Annotated in this window: 23 protein-coding genes and 1 pseudogene; 17 read left to right on the top strand and 7 right to left on the bottom strand. The window is 44.7% G+C overall.

The features are described from left to right. Positions 1 to 448: 448 nt before the first annotated feature. On the bottom strand, positions 449 to 1,822 hold the full coding sequence (gorA, locus tag ACO59Y_RS03710; protein WP_486130752.1) for a glutathione-disulfide reductase: 1,374 nt from the start codon (positions 1,820 to 1,822) through the stop codon (positions 449 to 451). 190 nt (positions 1,823 to 2,012) lie between these two features. Here gorA and ACO59Y_RS03705 point away from each other — a divergent pair, with 190 nt between their 5' ends. From ACO59Y_RS03705 to ACO59Y_RS03685, 5 genes are all read left to right on the top strand, one after another. Then, complete coding sequence (locus ACO59Y_RS03705) at positions 2,013 to 2,966, top strand: ABC transporter permease (protein ID WP_486130750.1); 954 nt, start codon at positions 2,013 to 2,015, stop codon at positions 2,964 to 2,966. After that, positions 2,959 to 3,918: an iron chelate uptake ABC transporter family permease subunit gene (locus ACO59Y_RS03700; RefSeq protein ID WP_486130749.1), complete on the top strand. Its 960-nt coding sequence runs from the start codon at positions 2,959 to 2,961 to the stop codon at positions 3,916 to 3,918. Before ACO59Y_RS03705 ends, ACO59Y_RS03700 begins: the two co-directional genes overlap by 8 nt. Further along, positions 3,909 to 4,676, top strand: a complete 768-nt coding sequence (locus tag ACO59Y_RS03695; RefSeq protein ID WP_486130748.1) for an iron ABC transporter ATP-binding protein — start codon at positions 3,909 to 3,911, stop codon at positions 4,674 to 4,676. The genes ACO59Y_RS03700 and ACO59Y_RS03695 overlap by 10 nt, the downstream gene beginning before the upstream one ends. A gap of 8 nt (positions 4,677 to 4,684) precedes the next feature. Continuing rightward, positions 4,685 to 5,599, top strand: coding sequence for a siderophore ABC transporter substrate-binding protein (locus ACO59Y_RS03690; RefSeq protein WP_486130746.1), 915 nt, complete (start codon positions 4,685 to 4,687; stop codon positions 5,597 to 5,599). 68 nt (positions 5,600 to 5,667) lie between these two features. Next, the gene (locus tag ACO59Y_RS03685) at positions 5,668 to 5,820 is read left to right on the top strand and encodes a hypothetical protein (RefSeq protein ID WP_486130744.1); all 153 of its coding nucleotides are present in this window, start codon (positions 5,668 to 5,670) and stop codon (positions 5,818 to 5,820) included. A 51-nt stretch (positions 5,821 to 5,871) separates the two neighbouring features. Here ACO59Y_RS03685 and ACO59Y_RS03680 read toward each other — a convergent pair whose 3' ends face one another. Further along, positions 5,872 to 7,944 carry a TonB-dependent receptor domain-containing protein gene (locus tag ACO59Y_RS03680; RefSeq protein ID WP_486130742.1) on the bottom strand — a complete coding sequence of 691 codons (2,073 nt, stop codon included), beginning with the start codon at positions 7,942 to 7,944 and terminating at the stop codon, positions 5,872 to 5,874. A 226-nt stretch (positions 7,945 to 8,170) separates the two neighbouring features. Here ACO59Y_RS03680 and ACO59Y_RS03675 point away from each other — a divergent pair, with 226 nt between their 5' ends. Next, complete coding sequence (locus ACO59Y_RS03675; protein ID WP_486130740.1) at positions 8,171 to 8,863, top strand: 7-cyano-7-deazaguanine/7-aminomethyl-7-deazaguanine transporter; 693 nt, start codon at positions 8,171 to 8,173, stop codon at positions 8,861 to 8,863. 81 nt (positions 8,864 to 8,944) lie between these two features. On the opposite strand, the gene ACO59Y_RS03670 is transcribed toward ACO59Y_RS03675, so the two are convergent. Together ACO59Y_RS03670 and ACO59Y_RS03665 are read right to left on the bottom strand one after the other, a co-directional pair. Then, a complete protein-coding gene (locus ACO59Y_RS03670) occupies positions 8,945 to 9,580 on the bottom strand; it encodes a DUF421 domain-containing protein (protein WP_486130739.1) in 636 nt (211 codons plus the stop codon). Further along, a complete protein-coding gene (locus ACO59Y_RS03665) occupies positions 9,580 to 10,035 on the bottom strand; it encodes a DUF3290 domain-containing protein (protein ID WP_486130737.1) in 456 nt (151 codons plus the stop codon). The genes ACO59Y_RS03670 and ACO59Y_RS03665 overlap by 1 nt, the downstream gene beginning before the upstream one ends. Positions 10,036 to 10,174: 139 nt before the next feature. On the opposite strand from ACO59Y_RS03665, the gene nudC reads away from it, so the two are divergent. The 10 genes from nudC (at position 10,175) to ACO59Y_RS03615 (ending at position 20,423) form a co-directional block, all read left to right on the top strand. Continuing rightward, the gene (gene nudC / locus ACO59Y_RS03660) at positions 10,175 to 10,975 is read left to right on the top strand and encodes an NAD(+) diphosphatase (protein WP_486130735.1); all 801 of its coding nucleotides are present in this window, start codon (positions 10,175 to 10,177) and stop codon (positions 10,973 to 10,975) included. Beyond that, positions 10,976 to 12,040, top strand: a complete 1,065-nt coding sequence (hemE, locus tag ACO59Y_RS03655; RefSeq protein WP_486130733.1) for a uroporphyrinogen decarboxylase — start codon at positions 10,976 to 10,978, stop codon at positions 12,038 to 12,040. Between the two features lie 9 nt (positions 12,041 to 12,049). Further along, positions 12,050 to 12,640 (top strand): YjaG family protein, encoded by a 591-nt coding sequence (locus ACO59Y_RS03650; protein ID WP_486130731.1) that lies wholly within the window; start codon positions 12,050 to 12,052, stop codon positions 12,638 to 12,640. A gap of 135 nt (positions 12,641 to 12,775) precedes the next feature. Further along, on the top strand, positions 12,776 to 13,048 hold the full coding sequence (locus ACO59Y_RS03645) for an HU family DNA-binding protein (protein WP_373603370.1): 273 nt from the start codon (positions 12,776 to 12,778) through the stop codon (positions 13,046 to 13,048). Positions 13,049 to 13,177: 129 nt separating this feature from the next. After that, a complete protein-coding gene (locus ACO59Y_RS03640) occupies positions 13,178 to 13,960 on the top strand; it encodes a DeoR/GlpR family DNA-binding transcription regulator (RefSeq protein WP_486130728.1) in 783 nt (260 codons plus the stop codon). A gap of 40 nt (positions 13,961 to 14,000) precedes the next feature. Further along, complete coding sequence (glmS, locus tag ACO59Y_RS03635) at positions 14,001 to 15,833, top strand: glutamine--fructose-6-phosphate transaminase (isomerizing) (protein WP_486130726.1); 1,833 nt, start codon at positions 14,001 to 14,003, stop codon at positions 15,831 to 15,833. Positions 15,834 to 15,993: 160 nt separating this feature from the next. Continuing rightward, complete coding sequence (locus tag ACO59Y_RS03630; RefSeq protein WP_373603373.1) at positions 15,994 to 17,211, top strand: MFS transporter; 1,218 nt, start codon at positions 15,994 to 15,996, stop codon at positions 17,209 to 17,211. A 129-nt stretch (positions 17,212 to 17,340) separates the two neighbouring features. Continuing rightward, positions 17,341 to 19,044, top strand: a complete 1,704-nt coding sequence (narQ, locus tag ACO59Y_RS03625; protein WP_486130724.1) for a nitrate/nitrite two-component system sensor histidine kinase NarQ — start codon at positions 17,341 to 17,343, stop codon at positions 19,042 to 19,044. 9 nt (positions 19,045 to 19,053) lie between these two features. Continuing rightward, the gene (gene murB / locus ACO59Y_RS03620; RefSeq protein WP_486130722.1) at positions 19,054 to 20,091 is read left to right on the top strand and encodes a UDP-N-acetylmuramate dehydrogenase; all 1,038 of its coding nucleotides are present in this window, start codon (positions 19,054 to 19,056) and stop codon (positions 20,089 to 20,091) included. A gap of 17 nt (positions 20,092 to 20,108) precedes the next feature. Then, on the top strand, positions 20,109 to 20,423 hold the full coding sequence (locus ACO59Y_RS03615; protein ID WP_486130720.1) for a DUF2322 family protein: 315 nt from the start codon (positions 20,109 to 20,111) through the stop codon (positions 20,421 to 20,423). A gap of 72 nt (positions 20,424 to 20,495) precedes the next feature. Here the strand turns inward: ACO59Y_RS03615 and brnQ are convergent, their stop codons facing one another. Then, the gene (gene brnQ, locus ACO59Y_RS03610) at positions 20,496 to 21,803 is read right to left on the bottom strand and encodes a branched-chain amino acid transport system II carrier protein (RefSeq protein ID WP_486130718.1); all 1,308 of its coding nucleotides are present in this window, start codon (positions 21,801 to 21,803) and stop codon (positions 20,496 to 20,498) included. A 284-nt stretch (positions 21,804 to 22,087) separates the two neighbouring features. On the opposite strand from brnQ, the gene nhaA reads away from it, so the two are divergent. Continuing rightward, on the top strand, positions 22,088 to 23,257 hold the full coding sequence (gene nhaA, locus ACO59Y_RS03605; RefSeq protein ID WP_486130716.1) for a Na+/H+ antiporter NhaA: 1,170 nt from the start codon (positions 22,088 to 22,090) through the stop codon (positions 23,255 to 23,257). Positions 23,258 to 23,472: 215 nt separating this feature from the next. On the opposite strand, the gene galU is transcribed toward nhaA, so the two are convergent. Beyond that, entirely contained in the window at positions 23,473 to 24,360 is an 888-nt protein-coding gene (gene galU, locus ACO59Y_RS03600) for a UTP--glucose-1-phosphate uridylyltransferase GalU (protein WP_486130714.1), read from the bottom strand. A 27-nt stretch (positions 24,361 to 24,387) separates the two neighbouring features. Beyond that, positions 24,388 to 24,473: pseudogene (locus ACO59Y_RS03595) on the bottom strand (carbon storage regulator CsrA); the annotation flags it as partial.

The raw sequence follows: 24,473 nt of genomic DNA, 5'->3' as shown, positions 1-24,473 counted from the left end.
TACGGATTCTTTGGTTCTGCATTAGACCAGAGCTCCAATAAATTTAGCTAATAAAAAACTAACACCATCACAGTTCTAACTTCAAAATAGAAAAGGAGGTGCAAGTTACCTGTTATAGAGTCCCCAAATCGGAAACATTGTTCAACGTAACCTAATTGTTACGCTCGTTTAATAAATGATTACATTAAACGGCTCTCATACTAAAAGCCCGTGAATACTACACAAAAGTCCGGAACTTTGCAAGAAATTTATGCGAACAAAATAAAAAACGCGCAATTTACTGCAGATTACAAGAGAAATTTATCCGTTGAAATCGCTAGGCTTTACCGAATTTTCCGATAAATCTCATTGCAGTGGCGAAATAGCACCGCATTGAAAATGCACCTTACCGGCTATCTTGAAACCCGACTTCAAGAGGCGAATCAATCCGCCTCTTTAATCTTAAAAGCTAGCGCATGGTGACAAATTCTTCCGAACCGGTCGGATGAATGGCGACAGTATTATCGAAATCGGCTTTGGTCGCGCCCATTTTAACGGCCACTGCAAAACCTTGGATCATTTCGTCCACGCCATAACCTATACCGTGCAATCCGACGATTTTTTCATCTTTACCCACGCACACTAATTTCATGCGGCAAGGTTGACGATGTTGTGTCACGGCGGAATACATCGGGGTGAACGACGATTTATACACTTTCACGTTTTCTTCACCGTATTGTTCGACAGCCTGCGGCTCAGTTAACCCTAAGGTGCCGATTGGCGGATGACTAAATACCACGCTCGGCACCAAGTTATAATCCAAATGTTCGTTCGGTTTGTTATTAAATAAACGTTCAGATAAACGACGTCCCGCAGCCACCGCAACCGGCGTTAATTCAATACCGCCTTCGATAATATCGCCCACCGCGTAAATGCCTTTCACATTGGTGTTTTGATATTTATCCACTTTTATATAACCACGTTCGTTCGTTTCTACGCCGGCATTTTGCAAACCAAGGTTATCCGTTGCCGGCTCACGTCCTGCTGCCCAAATCACGCAATCGACGGTAACGCTACCCTCATGGCCGAATTCCGCGGTGAGCGAGCCATCGTTATTTTTTACAATTTCTTGGATTGTCGTGTGCTTATGCAAAATAATGCCGTCTTGTTCCAAGGTTTCCAGCAATGTATCTACGATTAACGGATCTTGATTACGCATCGGCGCATGGCGACGCACGACTAAATGCGTTTCAGAACCCAAGCTGTTCAATACGCCAGCGATTTCCACCGCAATATAACCCGCGCCAATAATCGCAACGCGCTTCGGCAATTCGGTGAGCGCAAAAAAACCGTCGGAATCAATACCGTATTCTTGTCCTTTCACCGAGTGCGGACGGAACGGACGACCGCCCGTGGCAATTAAAATATGATCCGCAGTAACGCGCTCGCTTGAACCGTCTGCGAAAGTTACCTCAATAGTATGCGCATCAACAAATTTACCAAAACCGGTAAGCACATCCACGTTATTCTTCGCCAAAACATTATTGTAAGAAGCGTGAATGCGATCAATATACGCCTGACGGCTTTCAATCAATTTGCCGAAATCGAATTTTTTCATCTCCACGTCAAAACCATAATCCGGTGCGTAGCGATTGAGAACCTCGGCGATTTGAGCACCGTAAAACATAACCTTTTTCGGCACACAACCGACGTTTACGCAAGTCCCACCTAAATATTTCGCTTCAATAATGGCGCATTTTTTGCCGTAACTTGCCGCCCGGTTGATAGAAGCGATACCGCCGCTACCGCCGCCGATTGCAATATAATCATAGTGTTTTGTCATAATATATATCTCCTTTTAGGAAGGTAAAATTTTCGGTATTCTGCCGAAATTAAAAGTATAAAGCTATAAATCATTGTAATTGGAATCGTCTATATTCGCCTCATTTCAGCTTACTTAGCAAATTTCTCTTTTCCTTCCTATTCTCGGTATGCTATCCTTCCGCTGTTACGAATTATTATCATTTAATGCAATGTACAAAAGACGGTATCTGGTTTTTCTATTATTTCTATTTTCTTTTATTTCCCTTTTTCTTGGCGTCAGTACCGTAAATTTACGAGGTCTATTGAATTTTGATGCCAATCAATGGCAAATCCTCCTGGATAGCCGCCTCCCTCGCTTAATTAGTATTTTAATTGCCGGTGCATCATTAAGCATTTGCGGTTTAGTGATGCAGCAATTGAGTCGTAATCGTTTCGTCTCACCCACCACCGCCGGAACCATGGACAGCGCTCGTTTAGGCATTCTTTTAGCTATTTTATTTTTTCCCAGCGCATCGATGTTATTAAAAACGACCGTTGCCATCATCGTGTCGTTTCTCGGCACGCTGATGTTTATGACAATTTTGTCGCGCTTGAAATTCAAAGATACCATTTTCGTACCGTTAGTCGGAATGATGTTCGGTAACATTATCAGTGCTGTCACTGCCTTCATCGCTTACCAAAAAGACTTACTACAAAATCTTTCCGGCTGGCTCCAAGGCGATTTTTCCTTAGTAATGTCCGGTCGCTATGAATTACTTTATTTCAGTTTACCGCTACTGATCATCGCCTATTTATTTGCCAATCGTTTTTCTATTGTTGGCATGGGGAAAGATTTTGCCGTCAATCTCGGACTGAATTACAACCAAGTGCTGTATCTCGGTCTAATTATCGTCGCGAGCGTTTCTTCCATTGTGATCGTTTCCGTCGGCGTGATTCCGTTTTTGGGTTTGATCGTGCCGAATATCGTGACCCTTTATTTAGGTGATAACCTAAAAAAAATCCTTTCCCATACCGCACTGCTCGGTGCCGTATTCGTACTTTTTTGCGACGTTTTAGGACGTAGCTTGATTTACCCTTACGAAATTTCCATCAATGCGGTGCTCGGCGTGATGGGTAGCGGTATTTTCTTGTATTTCTTACTGAAACGGTATCGTCATGGCTAAGTCTTCCTTTTTTCGTCTTGCGGTACTAAGCCTTTTGGCCGCTCTCGCCGTCTGCTTATACCTTGCTTATAATCTACCGAATCGCTGGCAATATGCGCTGTACAACCGCGCTCTTGCCGTTAGCGCCATCATTATTACCGGCATCGCAATCGCGCTCGCTACCATGATTTTTCAAACCGTGGTCAACAACCGCATTCTCACGCCGAGTATTCTGGGGTTAGATTCACTGTATTTATTAATCCAAACCGGTATTTTATTTTTATTCGGTTCCAATACATTACTTTCGATTCATCCGATCGTTTTATTTCTCGGCAGTACCGGCTGCATGGTTTTATTTATACTGGCGCTCTACCATTTTCTCTTTAAAAAAGAATCGCCGAATATTTTCTTTTTACTGTTAATCGGGATCGTTTTCGGTACCTTTTTCGGTAGTCTCACCACGTTCATGGAAGTATTAATCGATCCGAACGAATTCCAAATTTCACAAGATATCGGTTTCGCCAGTTTTAATCGCATTAATACCGCGATTTTATGGCTGGCTTTAGCAATTTTATTCATCGCCATTCTAGTCAGCCTACGCTATTGGAAGTATTTGGACGTACTCGCCCTTGGACGCGAACAAGCGATTAATCTTGGTGTTGATTACTCGTCAATCATTAAAAAATTGCTGATTATCGTTGCCGTTTTAACCTCAGTCTCCACCGCATTGGTTGGTCCCTTGACCTTTTTGGGCCTATTGGTGATGAATGTCACTTTTGAATTTATGCGCGATTATCGCCACAAAATTCTAATTCCCGCCGCCATGTTACTTTCCGTGTTCACCTTGCTTGGCGGACAATTCTTGTTATCTCAAGTTTTCACTTTCAGCACACCGCTAAGCGTTATTATTAATTTTGTCGGCGGCGTCTATTTTCTTTCTCTGTTATTGCGGGCAAATAAAAAATGGCAATAGAAATCCGAAATCTTCACAAATCCTACAGCGGCAAAAAAGTGGTGCATGATCTGTCGTTAACCATCCCGACCGGTAAAATCACTTCATTTATCGGCCCAAATGGCGCCGGCAAAAGTACCGTGTTAGCGATTATCAGCCGCTTACTTTCCGCCGATAGCGGCGATGTATATTTAAACCAACGGCGTTTGCACGACCAAAAAAGTTCAGACATCGCACGCCAATTAGCGATTCTGAAACAATCCAATCACATCAATTTACGCATTACCGTTGAAGAATTGGTGGCCTTCGGCCGCTTTCCTTACAGCAAAGGCAACCTCACCGAAACCGATCGAACGTTCATTGACAACGCCATCAATTACATGGATTTAGGCGCTATTCGCCAACAATATATTGATAATTTAAGTGGCGGTCAGCGCCAACGCGCTTACATTGCCATGACCTTAGCCCAAGATACGGATTATATTTTGCTGGACGAACCGCTCAATAATTTGGATATGAAACATTCCGTGCAAATTATGCAAGTGCTACGCAAACTGGTGACGGAACTGAACAAAACCGTCGTGATTGTGATTCACGATATCAATTTTGCCTCTTGTTATTCCGACTATATTATCGCCATGAAACAAGGCGAATTGGTGGCACAAGGAAACGTGGACGAAATAATGCGCGAAGAGGTGTTGCAAGCGATCTACGACATGCCGATCCCAATTCAAGAAATCAATCGACAAAAAATCGCCATTTACTTTAAATCAAACTAGGAGAAATAATGAAATCCTTAAAAACACTAAAAAAACTGAGCATACTCACGCTCGCTTTCGCCGCCGGCATCGCAAACGCTCAAAATATCACCGTGAAAAATTTTGCCGGCGAACAAAACGTGCCGCAAAATCCGCAAAAAGTTGTCGTCTTGGATTTTGGGGTGGCGGATACCTTGCGCGCATTAGGCGAAAAAGACAAAATCGTCGGGTTTCCAAAATCCGGTCATATTCCAAGCTATTTGGCCGAATTTGCGCAAGACAAATTCCAAAACGTTGGCTCGTTACCGGAACCTGCTTTTGAGCAAATCAACGAGCTCAATCCGGACTTGATTATCGCCTCGCCGCGCCAACAAAAACTATTAGAGAAACTAAAAGAAATCGCACCGGTGTTTTACGTTCAAAACGACTATGCAAATTACTACCCAAGTTTCGAAGAAAATGTTAAAGCCTTAGGTAAAATCTTTAGCAAACAAAATATCGCCGATGAAAAACTCGCTGCCTTGAGCAAAAAAGTCGAGCAAGTGGCAAAAGACGCTAAAAATCGCACCGCATTACTGGTGCTGGTAAACGAAAGTAAAATCAGCGCCTTTGGCGATGGCTCCCGTTACGGTATGGTTTATCAAAAATTCGGTTTTAAACCGGCGGATCCGAACATCAAATCCTCCACGCACGGTATGAGCGTCAGTTTCGAATATATTCTGGACAAAAATCCGGACTATTTATTCGTAGTGGATCGCACCGCAGCAGTAACCGACAAAGTGAACAATGCACAAACCGTATTGAATAACGACATCATCAAACAAACTAAAGCCTTTAAAAATAAACACATCGTTTACTTAGACGCTGCCAATTGGTACCTTGCTTTTGGCGGCTTGGAATCTATGGAAATTATCGCCGCCGAATTGGACAACGCAGTGAAATAATTTCACAACTGAAAACGAAAAAAGTGGGATTTAACGTCCCACTTTTTTTATGCCTTTTATCCGTGAACATGGCGAACACGGTCAATTTTGACCACTTTTTAGTAATAAAGTATCAAAATAACACCGCATTGAAGTGCCAAAACAGCACCGCATTGAAGTACCCAAATAGCACCGCATTGAAGTACCCAAATAGCACCGCATTGGAGCAGTATATAGCATAAAAAAACGGTCAGTGTTTAACTGACCGTTTTGAGTAAAGTAAAAAATAAAAACTAGAAAGTATAATTTGCAGTTAAACGGAAATCGCGTCCTGCGCCCGGCAAACTATTGATCCCGGCGCGTTGGCTATGGCTCTTATAGTATTTATTGAATGCATTATTTAGCGCAAAGTTTAGCGTTAAATTTTTGTTCACATCCCAACTCGCGTAGAAATCACTTACGCCGTAGCCGGCTTGTTTAATCGCCGCCTCACCGGTGTTGGAACCACGACTTGGCGAACCGGTTTTACCTTCTACAAAACGACCTTTCCAACCGATTTCAAGGCTCGGCTGTTCGAATTTATAAGACAACGCCGTCGTCCAAGTACGCCCCATCGCCACGGCAAGCACAGTATTATCCAACGTTGCACCATTCAATGCGGTGGTCTCCGGCTTGCTTTCCGCCACGCCTAAACGGAATTTGAATGCGCCGAGTTTATAAGCCGCGCCCAATTCGTAACCCTGATTGCGCAATAAGGCCGAGTTCACGATTGTATTGTTTTTAATCGCATGAGCGTCTTTTACTTTTTGCCAGAAATAGCTACCGTTGAACGAGAGATTTTGATTCACGTCATAATTAAAGCCGATCTCCGTATTACGTGCTTTTTCCGCACGCAAATTATCGGCAACATCACGCATTCGGCTACCGGCAAGCACTACTTCATAAAAACGAGGACTGCGACTGGCGTAGTTCAAATTAGTATTAAAACTTAAATTATTCGTGACTTGCCAAATCAGCCCCGCACTCGGGTTGAAATCGCCATGGCTGACTTCTTTGCCGGTATTCGCCTTAAACTTAAAATGATCATAACGCGCACCGGTGGTTAAGGTGACGGGCCCAAATCCCCAAATGCCTTCTAGGTACAAACCGACATCTTCTTTTTTCTGATTTGCTTTGATATTACTGGCTAAAGCATTCGGCTTGCCTTCTTGGTGACGATAATTCACGCCGTATTTAACCCAATGACTTTCGCCGATTTCGGAATCCAAATTCACGTTCGCGCCTTTCGTGACAATTTTTGATTCACTATGGGAATCGGTTTCTTTGCGCGACATTTCCATTAAATAAGCATTGGCTTTGGCTTCGCTAATAAAGCCCATTTTCTTGCCCGTCCACTCAAGATTGGTCGTATTTTGTGTGGTAATGCGGTAGCGAGGTGAATTATTGGCATCGTTGACGATAAATTGTCCGTTGCTATCTAAAATGTAATACGTATTTTGTCCGCGGTTGTTTTTTCCGGTAAAAATCGTACTTAGGGTTTGCCCCGGTCTCAAATCACTTGCCGTGCCATATAGATAGCTTTGCGAAAAATCAAACTCTTCGCGTAATGCGCGCGAACCGTGATAACGTTCTTGACGATGGCTTAATACAATGCGGTGCTCTTCGTTGAGATCAACGCCGATTTTCGCCAGGAGGCCACGTTCGCCGATGGCACTATTTTTTACCGTTTGAGAACCCTCTTTATTGACATAGCCTTTACCACCTTTGTAGTTTTCAATGGTTTGCCAATTGCCGCTAAATAACGCATCCAACACGCCCGCTTTGCCGTAAACCGTAGCGCCTTGCGAATGGCCTTTATTACTGCTCACACCCGCATTCAATTTAAAACCGAAATCTTGCCCTTCGCGCAATAAATCTTTCGCCTCCACCGTAGTCGCTTCAATCGAGCCGCTGGTGGCGCCGATACCGGCACTGGCAGAACCCGCACCTTTGCGAATATCAATGCGTTTAATCAAGCTAGGATCAAGCATAAAACGACTTTGATGATGGAATAATTGCGCATCGCTAGAGGTGTTGTCCACTTTAATATCAATTTGGTCTTGCCCCATTCCACGAATCGTGACCCATTGCGAAGTACCGCCGTTGCCGCCGCCGAAATTCACCGCCGGCTCTTTAGACAATACACCACGCAAATCCTGATTCGTCGATTTGTTTAAATCGGCAAGCGTGACGACATTAGTTTTACTTTTTGCCCCCGTGTTTTCCGTTACGACGTTAATCACATCGAGTTGTTCCGTTTTTTCGGCGTGCACGTTCATAGCAACGAAAACGGATAAAGGTAACAAAGCGAACTTGGCTTTTCTCATTTTTTATTCCTATAGGTTATTAAAAATTGAGAATAATTATCGTTTTCCTTCATGCTTTATGTCAAGCCTAAAATCAATAAAAAATACAAAAACCGAAATCCGTACGCCATAAAATACACTGATTTGTCACGCTGTTTTCTTGCAAAAAATGTAAATATACGTATGATTCCTGCCCTTATTTTAGCTCGGGTTCCCTCACCCCGATTTTTGTTTAAAAAGGTCCGACATGAACAACTTTCCCCCGTTTTTTAACGAGCGACAAAAACGTCACGCCTTAATTTGGCTGGCGCTTTTCCATATTTTTATCATCGCTGCAAGCAATTACTTGGTACAAATTCCTTTTGCCGTCACGCTAAAACTGACCGCACTCGGCGCAACGGAAGACTTTTCTTTCCACAGCACTTGGGGCACGCTCAGCTTCCCGTTCATTTTCCTCGCCACTGACTTAACCGTGCGCATATTCGGTGCAAAAGAAGCGCGTCGGATTATTATCGTCGTTATGTTGCCGGCGTTAGTCGTCAGTTATTTGATTTCCGTGCTATTTTCCGACACGCAATATCAGGGCTTTGCCACTTTGAGCGAATTTAATTTGTTCGTTTTTCGTATCGCATTGGCAAGCTTTTTCGCTTATGTGGCGGGGCAATTACTGGATGTCATCGTGTTCAACCGGTTACGCCGACTAAAAACCTGGTGGATCGCGCCGAGCAGTTCGATGATTTTCGGTTCGATGGCCGATACTTTTGTATTTTTCAGCGTGGCATTTTATCAAAGCGCCGATCCGTTTATGGCTGCGCATTGGGTCGAATTGGGTTTGGTCGATTATTTATTCAAACTATCGGTGGGAATGTTGTTATTTGTGCCGGCGTACGGCGTGGCGTTAAACATTATTTTACGCAAATTGCAGGCGCTCTCGTCCTAATCCTAGCAAGATGACCTGCTAAAACAGCACCGCATTGGAAGCGGCTCCAATGCGGTGCTATTTTTCACTTCCATTTTAATTTTAACTTTGTGCATAAGGATGCACGATTAAACGTCCGTTTAAATATTCACCGATATAAACCTGATTAACCGTCATTTGTTGCTCTTCAAGTTCTTGCTGAACCCAAGCCTCATCGCGGCCGATAATGTCGAGAATATCGCGATCGATTTGACCGTCGATAATCAACGGATAACGCAAATCTTGATCACCGTATTGAATGATAGAAAGCTGCCCGTTTTGCTCCAGCACTGCACGTTTTACTGTGGCGATTTCATACACGCCGGCGGCACGTAGCTTAAACATTAAATCATGGGCAGAAATGCCGTTTTTCATACACTCGCCGGTTTGCACCTTGCCGTTTAAAATCACCCAAACCGGGCGACCGTCGATAATCGTCTTCACGACACGGTTATAATTTTTAATAAAGCGCAGCGTGAAAATCAGTAATGTCCACAACACCAATACCAGCGAAAATTGCAACACGCCGATATTGTCGTTATAAATCACCGCCCCGATAATGCCGCCCAGTACGTAGTTTTGTACCTGATCCATCGCCGAAGTCGGTGCCAAATTGCCTTTCCCCATTAAATTGATTTGCAACACCAACCCCAAAATTCCGATGGCGAGTTTAACGGCGAGAAATGTGTAACCTTCCATTATTTCGCCTCCTTGTCCACGATATTAATGTTCGGGTTCACTAAGTTGATTTCCGACAATGCGTAAGCGCTAAAATCGTTGTTGAAATGTACTTCGTAATATTTATCGCGAATATTTAAGATCATGCCGTTAATGAGTTTTTGACTATTTACGCGCAGATCTTGAACATCTAAATTTTGATTTTCACGCACGGAATTTAAGAACGTCACGATGCGCGAAGTATCGTTAGCGTAAACCTGATTTTGTTCGTATTGGTTATACTGCACGCCCACCAACAAAATAATGAGCAACATAAAAATAATGCTGAGATCGCGATATTTGCTTTCCAAACGATGGCGCAAATATAACGAACTCACCACAAACAGCGCACCGAGCGAAACGAAAATCGCGATGTATTTAAAATAACCCTGAAAATACATACGACTTTCTAAATAAAAATAAGTGAAAAATGACATACGGATGCTCCGATAAAAAAATGTCGCGGATTTTAACATAATCCGCCTTAGGGCTCCATTCTGCGGCCATGGCAATGGCGTTGAATCCGCACTATAATGCCGCGTTCATAAAATCGAAATTATTTTTCAAGGAGTTTTTATGCAACGAATCGACGCGACGGATTTCGGTTATTGGTTGCTCACGCGAGGTTCTACCTTGCATCTGAACGCCGGTAAATTGCCTTTTGGCACAGCGCACAGTCTTCAACTTAGCAGCTTGCAAGGCATGATAATCGGTGAATGGGAAAATCGTCCGCTGTGGCTTGTTGCCGAACAACCAAACGATGCGCACGACTATTTCAATTTGCGCGATTTACTTTATCTTCCTGAACAACAATTTCATTTATTAAGTCGTGGCGTGGAAATTAACCATTTCTTGAACACTCATCGATTCTGCGGTCAATGCGGTGCTGAAACGGTACAAACCCAAGACGAACTCGCCGTTCAATGCATTCGATGCGGTGCGCGTAGCTATCCTGTCATCAACCCGTCGATTATTGTTGCCGTGCGCCGCGGTACGAAGATTTTACTGGCCAACCACAAACGCCATTATCAGCCACACGGCGGAATGTACACTACCTTGGCAGGCTTCGTCGAACCGGGCGAAAGCTTCGAACAGGCAGTACGGCGCGAAGTGTTTGAAGAAAGCAGGATTCAAATTAAAAACATTCGTTATTTTGGTAGCCAACCTTGGGCCTTTCCAAATTCGCAAATGGCGGGCTTTTTAGCCGACTATGAAAGCGGCGAAATTCAGCCACAAGCCTCGGAAATTCATGATGCGCAATGGTTTTCTTATAATCAGCCCTTGCCAGAATTACCCCCAACAGGTACTATCGCACGCAAATTAATTTCCACCACCCTTGAGCTCTGCCGAGCAGAAGACAATCAAAAGGAAGCCTAAATGTCAGCATTAAAAAATGATCGTTATTTAAAAGCGCTATTACGTGAACCGGTGGACTACACGCCGGTGTGGATGATGCGCCAAGCAGGCCGTTATTTACCGGAATACCAAGCCACCCGTGCACAAGCGGGCGATTTTATGTCCCTTTGCCGCAATGCCGATTTAGCCTGTGAAGTGACGCTTCAACCGCTACGCCGTTATGATTTAGACGCCGCAATTTTATTTTCCGACATTTTAACAATTCCCGATGCAATGGGCTTAGGCTTGCATTTCGGCGCCGGCGAAGGCCCGAAATTCGCGCGCCCGATTGAAAACCAAAGCGCGGTACGAAGTCTACCAATTCCCGATCCTGAACAAGAATTACAATACGTCATGAATGCGGTGCGCACCATTCGTCGCGAACTCAACGGCGCTGTGCCGCTCATCGGTTTTTCCGGCAGCCCATGGACGCTCGCCACTTATATGGTGGAAGGCGGTTCCAGCAAAACCTTCAGCAAAGTTAAAAAAATGATGTATGCGGAACCACAAACCCTTCATTTATTGCTCGACAAGCTGGCAGATTCCGTATGCCTTTATCTCAACGCGCAAATCAAAGCCGGCGCACAATCCGTGATGATTTTCGATACTTGGGGCGGTGTATTGGGTCATCGCGAATATTTGGATTTTTCACTTCAATATATGCACAAAATCGTGGATGGTTTAATAACCGAAAATGACGGACGGCGCGTACCGGTAACGCTGTTCACTAAGGGCGGCGGTTTGTGGTTGGAAGCCATTGCCGATACCGGCTGCGATGCGGTGGGATTGGACTGGACGGTAAATCTTGCCGATGCCAAAGCACGCGTCGGACACAAAGTGGCGCTACAAGGCAATATGGATCCAAGCGTACTTTATGCACCAGCGGAGCGCATCGAACAGGAAGTGCGCTCAATTTTGGCAGACTTCGGCAACGGCAGCGGACATGTGTTCAACCTTGGTCACGGTATTCACCAAGATGTGCCGGAAAGTGCGCCGAAAATTTTCGTTGATGCGGTTCACGAATATTCCAAGGCATATCATAAATAAGGCTCCTAAATGCGAAATCCCATCCATAAGCGCTTAGAAAACCTCGAAAGTTGGCAACATTTCACATTTATGGCCGCGTTATGTGAACGTATGGCACCAAATTTCAAATTATTCTGTCAAATGAATGAATTGGAAGGCGAATCAAAAACTTATCAAAATATTCTCAATTTAGTATGGGAATATTTGACCGTGAAAAATGCCAAAATCAACTTCGACAATCAGCTGGAAAAACTCGAAAATATTATTCCTGACCTGAATGACTATGATAACTTCGGCGTGGTGCCGGCATTGGATGCTTGTCAAGCTTTAGCGGAAATTTTACACGCCATCATTGCCGGTGAAACCTTAGAAAAAGCAATTGAAATCAGTCGAATTTCTTTGAGCACGGTAACGGCATTATTGGCAACGGAAAACGGCCGTGATTTTTCCGAGGCGGAACTGAAAGAAAACCAAGATATCCAAGCGGAATTGGATGTGCAATGGCAAATTTATCGTTTGTTAAAAGATTGTGAAAAACGAGATATCGATTTGATTTTAGATTTAAAAAATGAAATCAGGGCCGAAGGAATCTCCAACATCGGTATAAAATTCGACCAATAGCGTGAGATTTATCACAATTTTCAAAAATCTTACTTTTATTTCCAAGCAAGTTAGATTATCCTTTGCGCAGCCGTTCCGGCCTAGTCGGAACGCTGTTTTAAACAATCAGATTTAATTGACAAAAGGTACAAGTTCATGAACAAAACAGATTTAATTGATGCAATTGCAAGTGCAGCAGAGTTGAATAAAAAACAAGCTAAAGCGGCATTAGAAGCAACTTTAGAAGCGATCACTGCAAGCCTTAAAAAAGGTGAACCGGTACAATTAATCGGTTTCGGTACATTTAAAGTAAACCAACGTGCAGCACGTACCGGCCGTAATCCGCAAACCGGCGCGGAAATCAAAATTGCCGCCTCTAAAGTACCTGCATTCGTTTCCGGTAAAGCATTAAAAGATGCGATCAAATAATAGCACCGCATTGAAAAAACCCTGCCCAGTCGCAGGGTTTTTTATTCGCTAAAATAAGCTTTACAACTCAACTGCACTTCTATAAACTTTCGAACCGAAATTTAATTACCCGTTTTAAAACAAATATTCATGAAACGAAACAGCCAATTTCGCAATACTCAACAACGTCGTCACAGTATTACGCAAATTTTGCAAGAGCAAGGCGAAGTTAGCGTGGAGCAATTAGTTCAATTATTCGACACCTCTGAAGTCACTATTCGCAAGGATTTAACCGCATTGGAAAATAGCGGTTTTTTATTGCGTAAATACGGTGGTGCGATTTTAATGCCAAAAGAAATTATTGATGAAACAGAAAGTGAAGAACTTTCGAAACGAAAGTTTGTCATAGCCCAGGCTGCAGCGGAACGAATTCGTGATCACAATCGCATCATCGTGGACAGCGGTAGCACCACCGCAACCTTAATTAAGCAACTTAATCGTAAACAAGGTTTAATTGTGATGACTAATTCGCTGTCGGTTGCTACCGAGCTTCGAGCATTAGAAAATGAACCGACATTATTAATGACAGGCGGCACTTGGGATACTCGTTCAGAATCTTTCCAAGGCCGTGTTGCGGAACAAGTGCTACGTTCTTACGACTTCGACCAGTTATTTATTGGCGCCGACGGTATTGATTTAGAACGCGGAACCACAACTTTTAACGAATTAGTCGGACTGAGTCGAGTAATGGCCGAAGTATCGCGCGAAGTGATTGTGATGGCGGAATCTCAAAAAATCGGCAGAAAAATGCCGAACTTAGAATTAACCTGGCAACAAATTGACGTATTCATCACGGACAACGGGTTGTCGGAACAGGATAAACAAGCAATTCAAGCGCAAAACGTAGAGGTTATCTGCGTTCAATGCGATTAAAAACTCACTATTTTAAATTAATCAACAAAAAGGAAAGCTTATGTGTGGTATTGTCGGCGCAGTGGCGCAACGCGATGTAGCGGAAATCTTAATCAACGGTTTACACCGTTTGGAATATCGCGGTTACGATTCTGCGGGTTTAGCCGTCGTAAACAAACAACATGAATTACAACGCGTGCGTTGCTTAGGTAAAGTTAAAGCTTTAGACGAAGCGGTAGCGGTAAAACCGTTAATCGGTGGTACAGGGATTGCGCACACCCGCTGGGCAACTCACGGCGAACCGTCTGAAGCCAATGCGCACCCGCATGTTTCGGGCAATTTCGCCGTAGTGCATAACGGTATCATTGAAAATCATGAAGAACTGCGTAAATTATTAAAATCCCGCGGTTATGTATTCACTTCACAAACTGACACCGAAGTCATCGCACACTTAGTCGAATGGGAAATGCGCAGTACCGATTCTTTATTAAACGCGGTTCAAAATGTGGTGAAACAACTTAGCGGCGCCTATGGTATGGTGGTGATGGATCGCATGCACCCAGAACATTTGGTGGCGGCGCGTTCGGGCAGTCCGTTGGTTATTGGCTTAGGTATTGGCGAGAATTTCTTGGCCTCCGACCAATTGGCGTTATTGAACGTAACCCGTCGCTTTATTTTCTTGGAGGAAGGTGATATTGCAGAAATCAGCCGTCGTAGCGTTGAAATCTATGATGCACAAGGCAACAAAGCCGAACGCGAAGTGCACGAATCTAATCTTGAAAATGATGCAGCGGAAAAAGGCAAATTCCGTCACTTCATGCAAAAAGAAATCTTTGAACAACCAACTGCATTGATTAATACCATGGAAGGCCGAATCAATCACAATAACGTCATTATTGAAGCGATTGGTAACGGCGCAAAAGAAATTTTAGAAAAAGTTCAACACGTGCAAATCGTGGCTTGCGGTACGTCCTACAACTCCGGCATGGCAGCGCGTTATTGGTTCGAGGCACTGGCAGGCGTGAGTTGTGATGTGGAAATCGCCTCCGAATTCCGTTACCGTAAATTCGTAACGCGTCCGAATAGCTTATTATTAACGCTTTCTCAGTCCGGTGAAACGGCCGACACGCTTGCGGCGCTTCGTCTTGCGAAAGAAAAAGGTTACATGGCGGCGATGACTATTTGTAACGTGGCCGGCTCCTCGCTTGTACGCGAATCTGATCTTGCGTTCATGACCCGTGCCGGTGTGGAAATTGGTGTGGCATCGACCAAAGCGTTTACCACGCAACTTGCCTCAATGCTGATGTTAGTTACCGCAATCGGTAAATTAAACGGCCATATTTCCGACGCAAAAGAACAAGAAATCGTAAAAGCGCTACAATCTTTACCGGCCGAAATCGAAAAAGGTTTAGCGTTTGATAAAGATATTGAAGCCTTGGCGGAAGATTTTGCCGAGAAAAATCACGCGTTATTCTTAGGCCGCGGCGAATATTACCCAATCGCCATGGAAGCCGCATTGAAATTGAAAGAAATTTCCTATATTCATGCAGAAGCTTATGCGGCAGGTGAATTAAAACATGGCCCGCTAGCATTAATTGATGCGGATATGCCGGTTATTGTGGTGGCGCCGAATAACGATTTATTGGAAAAAGTGAAATCCAATATTGAAGAAGTGCGCGCCCGTGGCGGTCAATTATATGTTTTTGCCGATAAAGACGCCGGATTCACGGAAAACGAAGGGATGAAAATTATCACCATGCCAAAAATCAACGAAATCGTTGCACCAATTTTCTACACCGTGCCGATGCAATTGTTAGCCTACCACGTGGCCTTAATCAAAGGCACCGATGTCGACCAACCACGTAATTTGGCAAAAGCAGTTACCGTAGAATAAATCCAAATGGTTTTGCAAAGCACAGAAGTCGTTTCTGTGCTTTTTTATTTGCCGAAACGACGGAATTTCTTTAAACTACGCAACCGTTTAACTCGGCGATAATCATCATCGTCCCACCTTCACTTTAAACACTACCCGTGAGTAGTAAAAGGACATCAATATGACAACCAAAGTCAATCAATATGGCTGGAAAGCCCTTATCGGCTCCGCCGTCGGCTATGCAATGGACGGTTTCGATTTACTCATTTTAGGTTTTATGCTCAGCGCAATCTCGGCGGATCTCAACTTGACACCGGCGCAATCCGGTTCTCTCGTGACTTGGACGCTAGTCGGTGCGGTGTTCGGCGGTATCTTATTCGGTGCGCTAAGTGACAAATACGGACGCGTACGCGTACTCACTTGGACGATCGTACTGTTTGCGGTCTTCACCGGCTTATGCGCCATGGCGCAAGGTTACTGGGATTTACTGATTTACCGTACTATCGCCGGCATCGGTCTGGGCGGCGAATTCGGCATCGGTATGGCGCTGGCAATTGAAGCTTGGCCGGCACGCCATCGCGCAAAAGCAGCATCTTACGTGGCGCTCGGCTGGCAAGTAGGCGTATTGGCCGCCGCATTATTAACACCGATTTTATTACCGTATATCGGTTGGCGAGGCATGTTCGTGCTGGGTATTTTTCCGGCATTTGCAGCTTGGTATTTACGTTCCCATTTGCACGAACCGGAAATATTCACCGAAAAACAAAGCGCGCTCGCCGGCAACAGAAATTCAAAATGGGCATCTTTCAAACTGCTAGTGAAAGATAAAGCAACGACCAAAATCAGCCTTGGCGTCATCGTACTGACCTCCGTACAAAACTTCGGTTATTACGGCATTATGATTTGGATGCCAAACTTCCTCGCCAAACAGCTTGGCTTTAGTTTAACCAAGTCCGGCGTTTGGACGGCCGTCACTGTATGCGGCATGATGGCGGGTATTTGGATTTTCGGCCGCCTCGCCGACAAAATTGGCCGTAAACCAAGTTTCTTGCTGTTTCAATGCGGTGCTGTTTTGAGTATCCTCATCTACTCACAATTAACCGATCCAACGGCGATGCTTGTTGCCGGTGCATTTTTGGGTATGTTCGTAAACGGCATGATGGGCGGCTACGGCGCGTTAATGGCTGAGGCTTATCCAACCGAAGCGCGCGCCACCGCACAAAACGTGCTATTTAATATCGGGCGTGCCGTCGGCGGTTTTGGTCCTGTCGTGGTTGGCACAATTGTGTCCGCTTATTCTTTCAGTATCGCTATCGCATTCCTCGCGATTATTTATGCGCTCGATATGCTTGCCACGCTGTTTTTAGTGCCAGAATTGAAAGGCAAAGCGCTGAAATAACGCGATTCCGCGGCTTCCGAAATATTTAAGTCCGCCCTCTTATCGGGCGGATTTCCGACTAACCCCCCTCATATTTTCGTGCTACACTAGCGCCAATTTTTAACGCCACTTTTTTTACCAAGGCTTTCCGTGCAAGCAAAACGCTCCGTTACGATTCTCATCGCAAAGTATCTTTTTCTAATTATTATCGCCGCCGGGCTAATCATCGCGTTAAGCTTGGCAATTATGGCCGGCAACAAATCGGATGCAGAGTCCATTAACATTTCCGGTTCTTTGCGGATGCAAAGCTATCGTTTGCTGTATGAAATGGAAAATCATCCCGAAAGCGTGGAAAACAATCTTCAACGTTATGAAAAAAGCTTGCACGCCCCCGTGCTAGATGGAATTCAGCATCAAATTTTCACGCCCGATGCGGTGAAACAATCTTATCAATCGCTCCTTGTACATTGGGCCTCGATGGCGGATTTCGCACGTAAACATAACATTGAGGCCTATCGTGCCAATCTGACTAATTATGTCGGCGAAGTTGATTATTTCGTGTTCGAACTGCAACGCTTTAGCGAGCAAAAATGGCTGTTTACAGTTTTGGTACTCTGTTTTGCGATGCTGCTGATTGTCGGCATGGTGTCTTATGTAATTTGGTTTACTCAGCGCGAAGTAGTAAAACCGCTAAAATTGCTGACCCGCGCCAGTATGCAAGTGCAAATGCGTCAATTTAGCCACATTCCGTTGGAGACGCAAAAAAATAACGAGCTCGGAACGCTATCCCGCGTGTTCACCCAAATGTCATCGGAACTCGGCAATTTGTATTCGCGTTTAGAAGAAACGGTGAATGAAAAAACGCAAAGATTGCGCCAAACCAACCGTTCTTTGACTACGCTTTATCAAAGTTCACAACTGCTTACGGCCAATGCCATTAACGATAAAATTCTCAGCCGCTTACTCAACCACATTCGGGTAAGCGAACATTTACGTTACATTGCATTGGAAGTTCTAGGCGCAGAACATTGGGATATCGCTTTCGGCGAAAAACAAGAAGACAGAACTCTACAAATTGAAGAGCTTAAGGTAGAAAATAAGCCCTTTGGCGTCCTTTCTTGGCAAGCCGGGTTACCTTGCCCCGATCCTCGAATGATGCAAAACTTGGCTCAAATGCTATCGCGCGCCTTATATTTCCACCACAACCAACGCCAACAAGAACAACTTTTATTGATGGAAGAACGTTCCATTATCGCGCGAGAACTGCATGATTCTCTGGCACAAGTGCTGTCCTTTTTGCAAATCCAACTGACCCTGTTAAAGCATAATTTAAAGAAAGAAGACGAATCGTCCAAAGACAAAAGTTTGGCGATCATCGCCGACTTTGAACAAGCCCTTTCCGGCGGCTACGCACAATTGCGTGAATTATTGGCGACCTTCCGGTTAACCGTGCAAGAAGCCAATTTGCAACTGGCTCTGGAGCAGGTAATTGATTCCTTACGTTCGCAAACAGATATGCAAATGCGCGTCAATAGCCAATTGCCGTCGCAAAGTTTGAATCCGCAACAACTGGTGCATTTGTTGCAAATCGTGCGCGAGGCCGCGCTTAACGCAATTAAACATTCACAAGGCAGCACAATTGAAATTAACGCCCGCACTAATGCCGAAGGGGAATACGAGATCTTAATCGAAGACGACGGCGTCGGTATTCCGAGTTTAGACGAGCCGGAAGGTCATTACGGCCTGAATATTATGACCGAGCGCAGTAACCAACTTAACGCCGAATTGCATATCGGTCGCCGCGCGCAAGGCGGCACTCAGGTAAAAATCACATTGCCGCACACATTATTTTAAGGAAAGAGCATGCCGAATTTACAACCTTTTCACACGTTTCATATTGCCGCCCAGGCGCGCAAAATCATCCAAGTGCAAACGCTTGAACAACTGCAGCAAGCTTGGCAAGCAGCCCAAGCGGAAAATTTACCGACACTGATTTTAGGACAAGGCAGCAACGTACTGTTTTTGGAGGATTTTAATGGCGTCGTCATCGTCAATCGTCTGCAAGGCATCACCCATCGCGAAGACGAAGATTTTCACTATTTACATGTCAATGCCGGGGAAAATTGGCATCATCTGGTGCAATGGTCCCTCACACAAAATATCCGTGGCTTGGAAAATTTAGCATTGATTCCGGGCTGTGCCGGTTCTGCACCAATTCAAAATATCGGTGCCTACGGTGTAGAGTTTAAAGATCTGTGCGAGTATGTTGAGGTGCTCGATCAGCACCGCATTGAAACCTTCCGTTTAACGGCGCGGCAATGCGAATTCGGTTATCGCGAAAGCATTTTCAAACATCGTTACCGACACGGCTATGTGATTACCGCGGTGGGACTGAAGCTGACGAAAAATTGGCAGCCGATATTGAAATACGGCAGTTTGGTCGATTTCAATGCGCAAACCGTCACGGCCAAGCAAGTGTTCGACGAAGTTTGCCGCATCCGTCAAAGTAAATTGCCGAATCCGGAAGAATGGGGCAATGCGGGCAGTTTCTTTAAAAATCCGATAGTAAGTGCGCAGCAATTCAACGAATTAAAAAAACGTGCCGAACATCACGCGCTTGAAATTCCCCATTACCCACAATCCGATGGTTCGGTGAAACTTGCCGCCGGTTGGTTAATCGACCGCTGCAATCTCAAAGGTTACCGAATCGGCGCGGCCGCAGTACATGAAAAACAAGCCCTTGTGCTCATTAATAAGGGCAATGCCACAGGGGCGGAGGTGGTTGCTCTCGCCCGCCACATACGCCAAACCGTCGCGGCCAAATTCGGCGTTTATTTACAGCCGGAAGTACGTTTTATCGGGCAAAACGGGGAAGTGAATGGCGAGCAAGTCATTTCATAAACTAACAGGAAGGCAAAATGAATTTTGATGAAATTTTAAACCAGTTACCCGCTATCGATCATCTTACCGGTCTAAACGTAAAATGCGGCGACGAGATCCTTTGGCATATTCCCGCCGCGCCCGGCAAACTCGGTTCGTTGCGTCTTTATCATGCGCTGGCGGAAAAATTCAACGGTCGATTAGATCGCACGTCGGCACAACAAGGCATAGTCTGGTTTGCCGAACATGTGCAAGATGCGAAAGCCCACCCGGGCAAACATCCGAATATTGATTTGCTGTTTAAAGTCATTGCGGAAGATCAATGCTTGTTACTCGTACCCCTGAAAGCATAAGAAATCCGCCGAAAACGCAGGCATTTTTCACCTTCGGATAAAACAAAATACCGAGCCAACGCTCGGTATTTTTTATTTTGTTTGGTGCGCTTTTCTTCTCAGCAAAAAAGACAAAATCAATACTGCCAAGGACGGAATTAGCCAAGCCATACCATCTGCATACAGTGGTAAGTGAGTGAGCCAATTTTCCAGGAACTGCGGCAGTAAATCGATATTTTTCAAGCTGTCGCAAGCGCTAAAGCAAACGGTTACGGATAACGTGAAGTAATAGCTCGCTTTAATATTCGGCAGTTTATGACGAATGATTTGTAGAAATACCAGCATAATCGCTACCGGATAAATCAATAACAACGCCGGAATAGTGATGCGTAAGAGTTCCGTTAAACCGGTTTGCGCCACTGTTGTGGTTAAAACAGTAAAGAGCACCACCCAAAACGGATAGGATAACCGCACATGGAATTTCGAGAAATAATCCGCACAGGCGCTAGTGACGCCAACCAACGTAGTAAGATTCGCCAGAATAATGATGCCGGCCATAATCCAAGTGCCGTCCGAACCGAACAACGCATTTACATAACGGGCGAAAATTTGTCCGCCATTGGAGGCATCTTGCGCGACTTGCGCACTGGTCGCTCCCAAATAAAACAGAGAAAAATACAATGCAGCCAATAACAACACCGAAATAAAACCGGCGGAAATGGTATATTTCATCACTTTTTGTACAGAAGACACATTACGCACTGCCAAGGCGCGCGCCACAATGCCACCGAAAGCAATCGCCGCCAATACGTCCATCGTTTGATAACCGCTGATAAGTCCTGCCGTAATCGCCGGACCGGCGGCATAACTTTTACTCGGTTCGACGATATCAGAAAGCGGAAAAATTAATACGGTCGTCGCCACGATAAGTAACAATACCAGCAACGCCGGCGTCATAAATTTGCCCACCGTAGAAATAATGGTATTCGGACGTAGCATAAAAAGCATGCCGACAATGTTAAACAATACGGAGAAAACAAAATGCGCGGTCGCGCTGTCTTCAGTTAAATTTAGCGGCTGCCACGCCATTTCGTAAGCAACATTGGTTACCCGCGGCATCGCGAATAAAGAGCCGATGACCAAATATAAGGTGGCAAGAAACAACACCTCAGCCCATTTCGGCAAATCTCGCGTTAGCGCTTCCCCGCGTCCGAGCACTGCAACAACGACCAACGTAATAAACGGCATTAACACGCCGGTGAGCACAAACCCCAAAGAAGCTGTTGCCCAGTGCGTGCCGGCGGTAAAACCTTCCATCGGCGGGAAAATAATATTCCCCGCACCTAAAAACAGCGCAAAAATCATCATGCCCAAAACGACAACATCTTTACCGGTAAACATAATTTTCTCTAGTCACAAAAAGGTGCGCCATTTTACTACAAATTCCACGCCGACCCATTACGAAAATGCAGAATTAATCAGATAGGTTTTTCAAAATTTCAACAAGACTTATGCGTTGTCGCGTTTAACATTCGCCGATTCCTTCAATGCAGGCTTCCAATGCGGTGCTGATCCGACACTTCAACTTTCCAATCAATATTTTCTGCACAGTAGAAGATTTATGGTAATATCCGGCCTTCATTAAATTTTTGTTATTTTATTTTTAATTTTTTGGAGAGATTTTAGTGTTACAGCTCATAAAACGATTTTTTCAACTTGAATCCGCCGGCGGCATCGCGCTGCTTTGCTCCGCATTTATCGCCATGGTATTCGCCAATTCGCCTTTAAACGGTGCGTACCATGATTTTCTCAACTTACCAGTGAGCGTACGAGTAGGTCTATTTTCCATCGATAAAACGTTAATTCACTGGATCAATGACGGTTTTATGGCGGTATTTTTCGTATTAGTCGGTTTAGAAGTCAAACGTGAATTGCTTGAAGGTTCCCTTTCCGACTACCAACAAGCGATTTTTCCCGCTATCGCCGCAATCGGCGGGATGCTGATTCCCGCGTTGGTTTACTTATTCATCGCCCGCCAAGATCCGACGCTCGCCGACGGTTGGGCAATCCCAATGGCCACCGACATCGCCTTCGCGCTAGGCGTTATGGCGTTACTCAGTAAACAAGTACCGTTGTCGTTAAAAGTTTTTTTACTTGCGCTCGCTATTATTGATGACTTGGGCGCCATTGTGGTGATCGCCCTCTTCTTCTCGCAGGGGTTAAGCGTACCGGCTCTCATTGCTGCTGCCGTCGCCATCATCTTACTGTTCGCATTAAACCGCTTTAAAGTCGCCTCACTCGGCGCCTATATGCTGGTTGGTACGATTTTATGGGCCTCCGTATTAAAATCCGGCGTACACGCCACGCTTGCCGGCGTAATTATTGGCTTTTGTATTCCATTAAAAGCCGCAAACGGTAAAAAACTATTGGAAGAATTTGAACATATGCTCGCACCTTGGGCCTCTTTCTTCATTTTGCCGCTGTTTGCTTTCGCCAATGCCGGCGTCAGTTTCGATGGTTTGGATTTCTCTATGCTTTCCTCGCCGCTATTGTTTGCGATTACGTTGGGATTACTCATCGGCAAACCGGTCGGCGTATTCGGCTTCAGTTACCTTGCAGTAAAACTAGGTATCGCCAAATTGCCGCAAGGCATCAACTTTAAACAAATTTTCGCGGTCGCGATGTTATGCGGCATCGGTTTCACAATGTCCATGTTTCTCGCCAGTCTCGCCTTTGATGCGGCTGCCGGAGAAAGCGTCAACGCTCTTTCGCGTTTAGGTATTTTGCTCGGCTCGACGATTTCCGCGCTTACAGGCTATTACGTCTTAAAACAAACGACGCAAATAACAAATTAAGAGTAAAAATGCCGTTTCCATAATGTTGCGGCATTTTTGTAATAAGTAAACGACGACATCGTATAACGAAAATAGCACCGCATTGAAATCTCCAATGCGGTGCTATTTTCCGAGGACAACGGCAAAGCCGTAACGATTCGACCGTCGTTTTATACATTCACCATTAAATACGATAAGAGCGGAAATTAACCGCTCTTTAATATAAAACGCCGACCTTATAAAGTTTTCGCCAGATTCTTAATGAAGGTTTTAAATTCCTTACCAAGTTTAGCGTGACGGATACCGTACTCGACAAAGGCCTCCATATAGCCGATCTTATCACCGCAATCAAACGATTCGCCGGTCATATGGAACGCTTCCACGGTTTCTTTTTCAATCAACATATCAATGGCGTCGGTTAATTGAATTTCATCGCCTACGCCAACAGGCGTTTTTTCCAATAAATCCCAAATTGCAGCCGAGAAAATATAACGACCGACCACGGCAAGATTAGACGGCGCCTTATCTACTGCGGGTTTTTCAACAATACTTTCAATTTTAGTGCTTTCACCATCATGTAATTGCACACCGCCACAATCAGCAATACCGTAACTGCTCACACTTTCTTGGGCGACCGGCGCCACCATAATCTGGCTGGTTTGAGTTTGGTTAAAGCGTTGAATCATCGCCGCTAGATTTTCTTTTTTCTGATCCGCACTGAAGTCGGCCAGTAATACGTCCGGCAACACCACGGCAAAAGGTTCATCGCCGACAAGCGGACGACCGCATAAAACGGCATGACCTAATCCTTTGGCATTACCTTGACGAACATGCATAATCGTCACGTCTTTCGGACAAATAGAACGAACTTCTTCAAGAAGTTGACGTTTAACACGTTTTTCCAACATCGTTTCAAGTTCGAAAGAAGTGTCAAAATGGTTTTCGATAGCGTTTTTTGAGGAGTGAGTTACTAGCACGATTTCTTTGATGCCGGCGGAAATACACTCGTTTACAACATATTGAATCAATGGTTTATCTACCAAAGTGAGCATTTCTTTAGGAATTGCTTTGGTAGCAGGTAACATACGCGTGCCTAAACCGGCAACAGGAATAATTGCTTTCATAATTAAAAATCCATTATTTAATTTGTACTAAGTTGAACCATTTGCAGATTCATCTTGTGTCTGTTTAATTCGTTGGTAAATTTCTTCTCGGTGAACGGATACTTCTTTAGGCG

The sequence above is a fragment of the Rodentibacter sp. genome, assembly GCF_057314195.1.
Note: the sequence above shows the minus strand (reverse complement) of the source record. Positions and strands in the feature narration are given on the sequence as shown.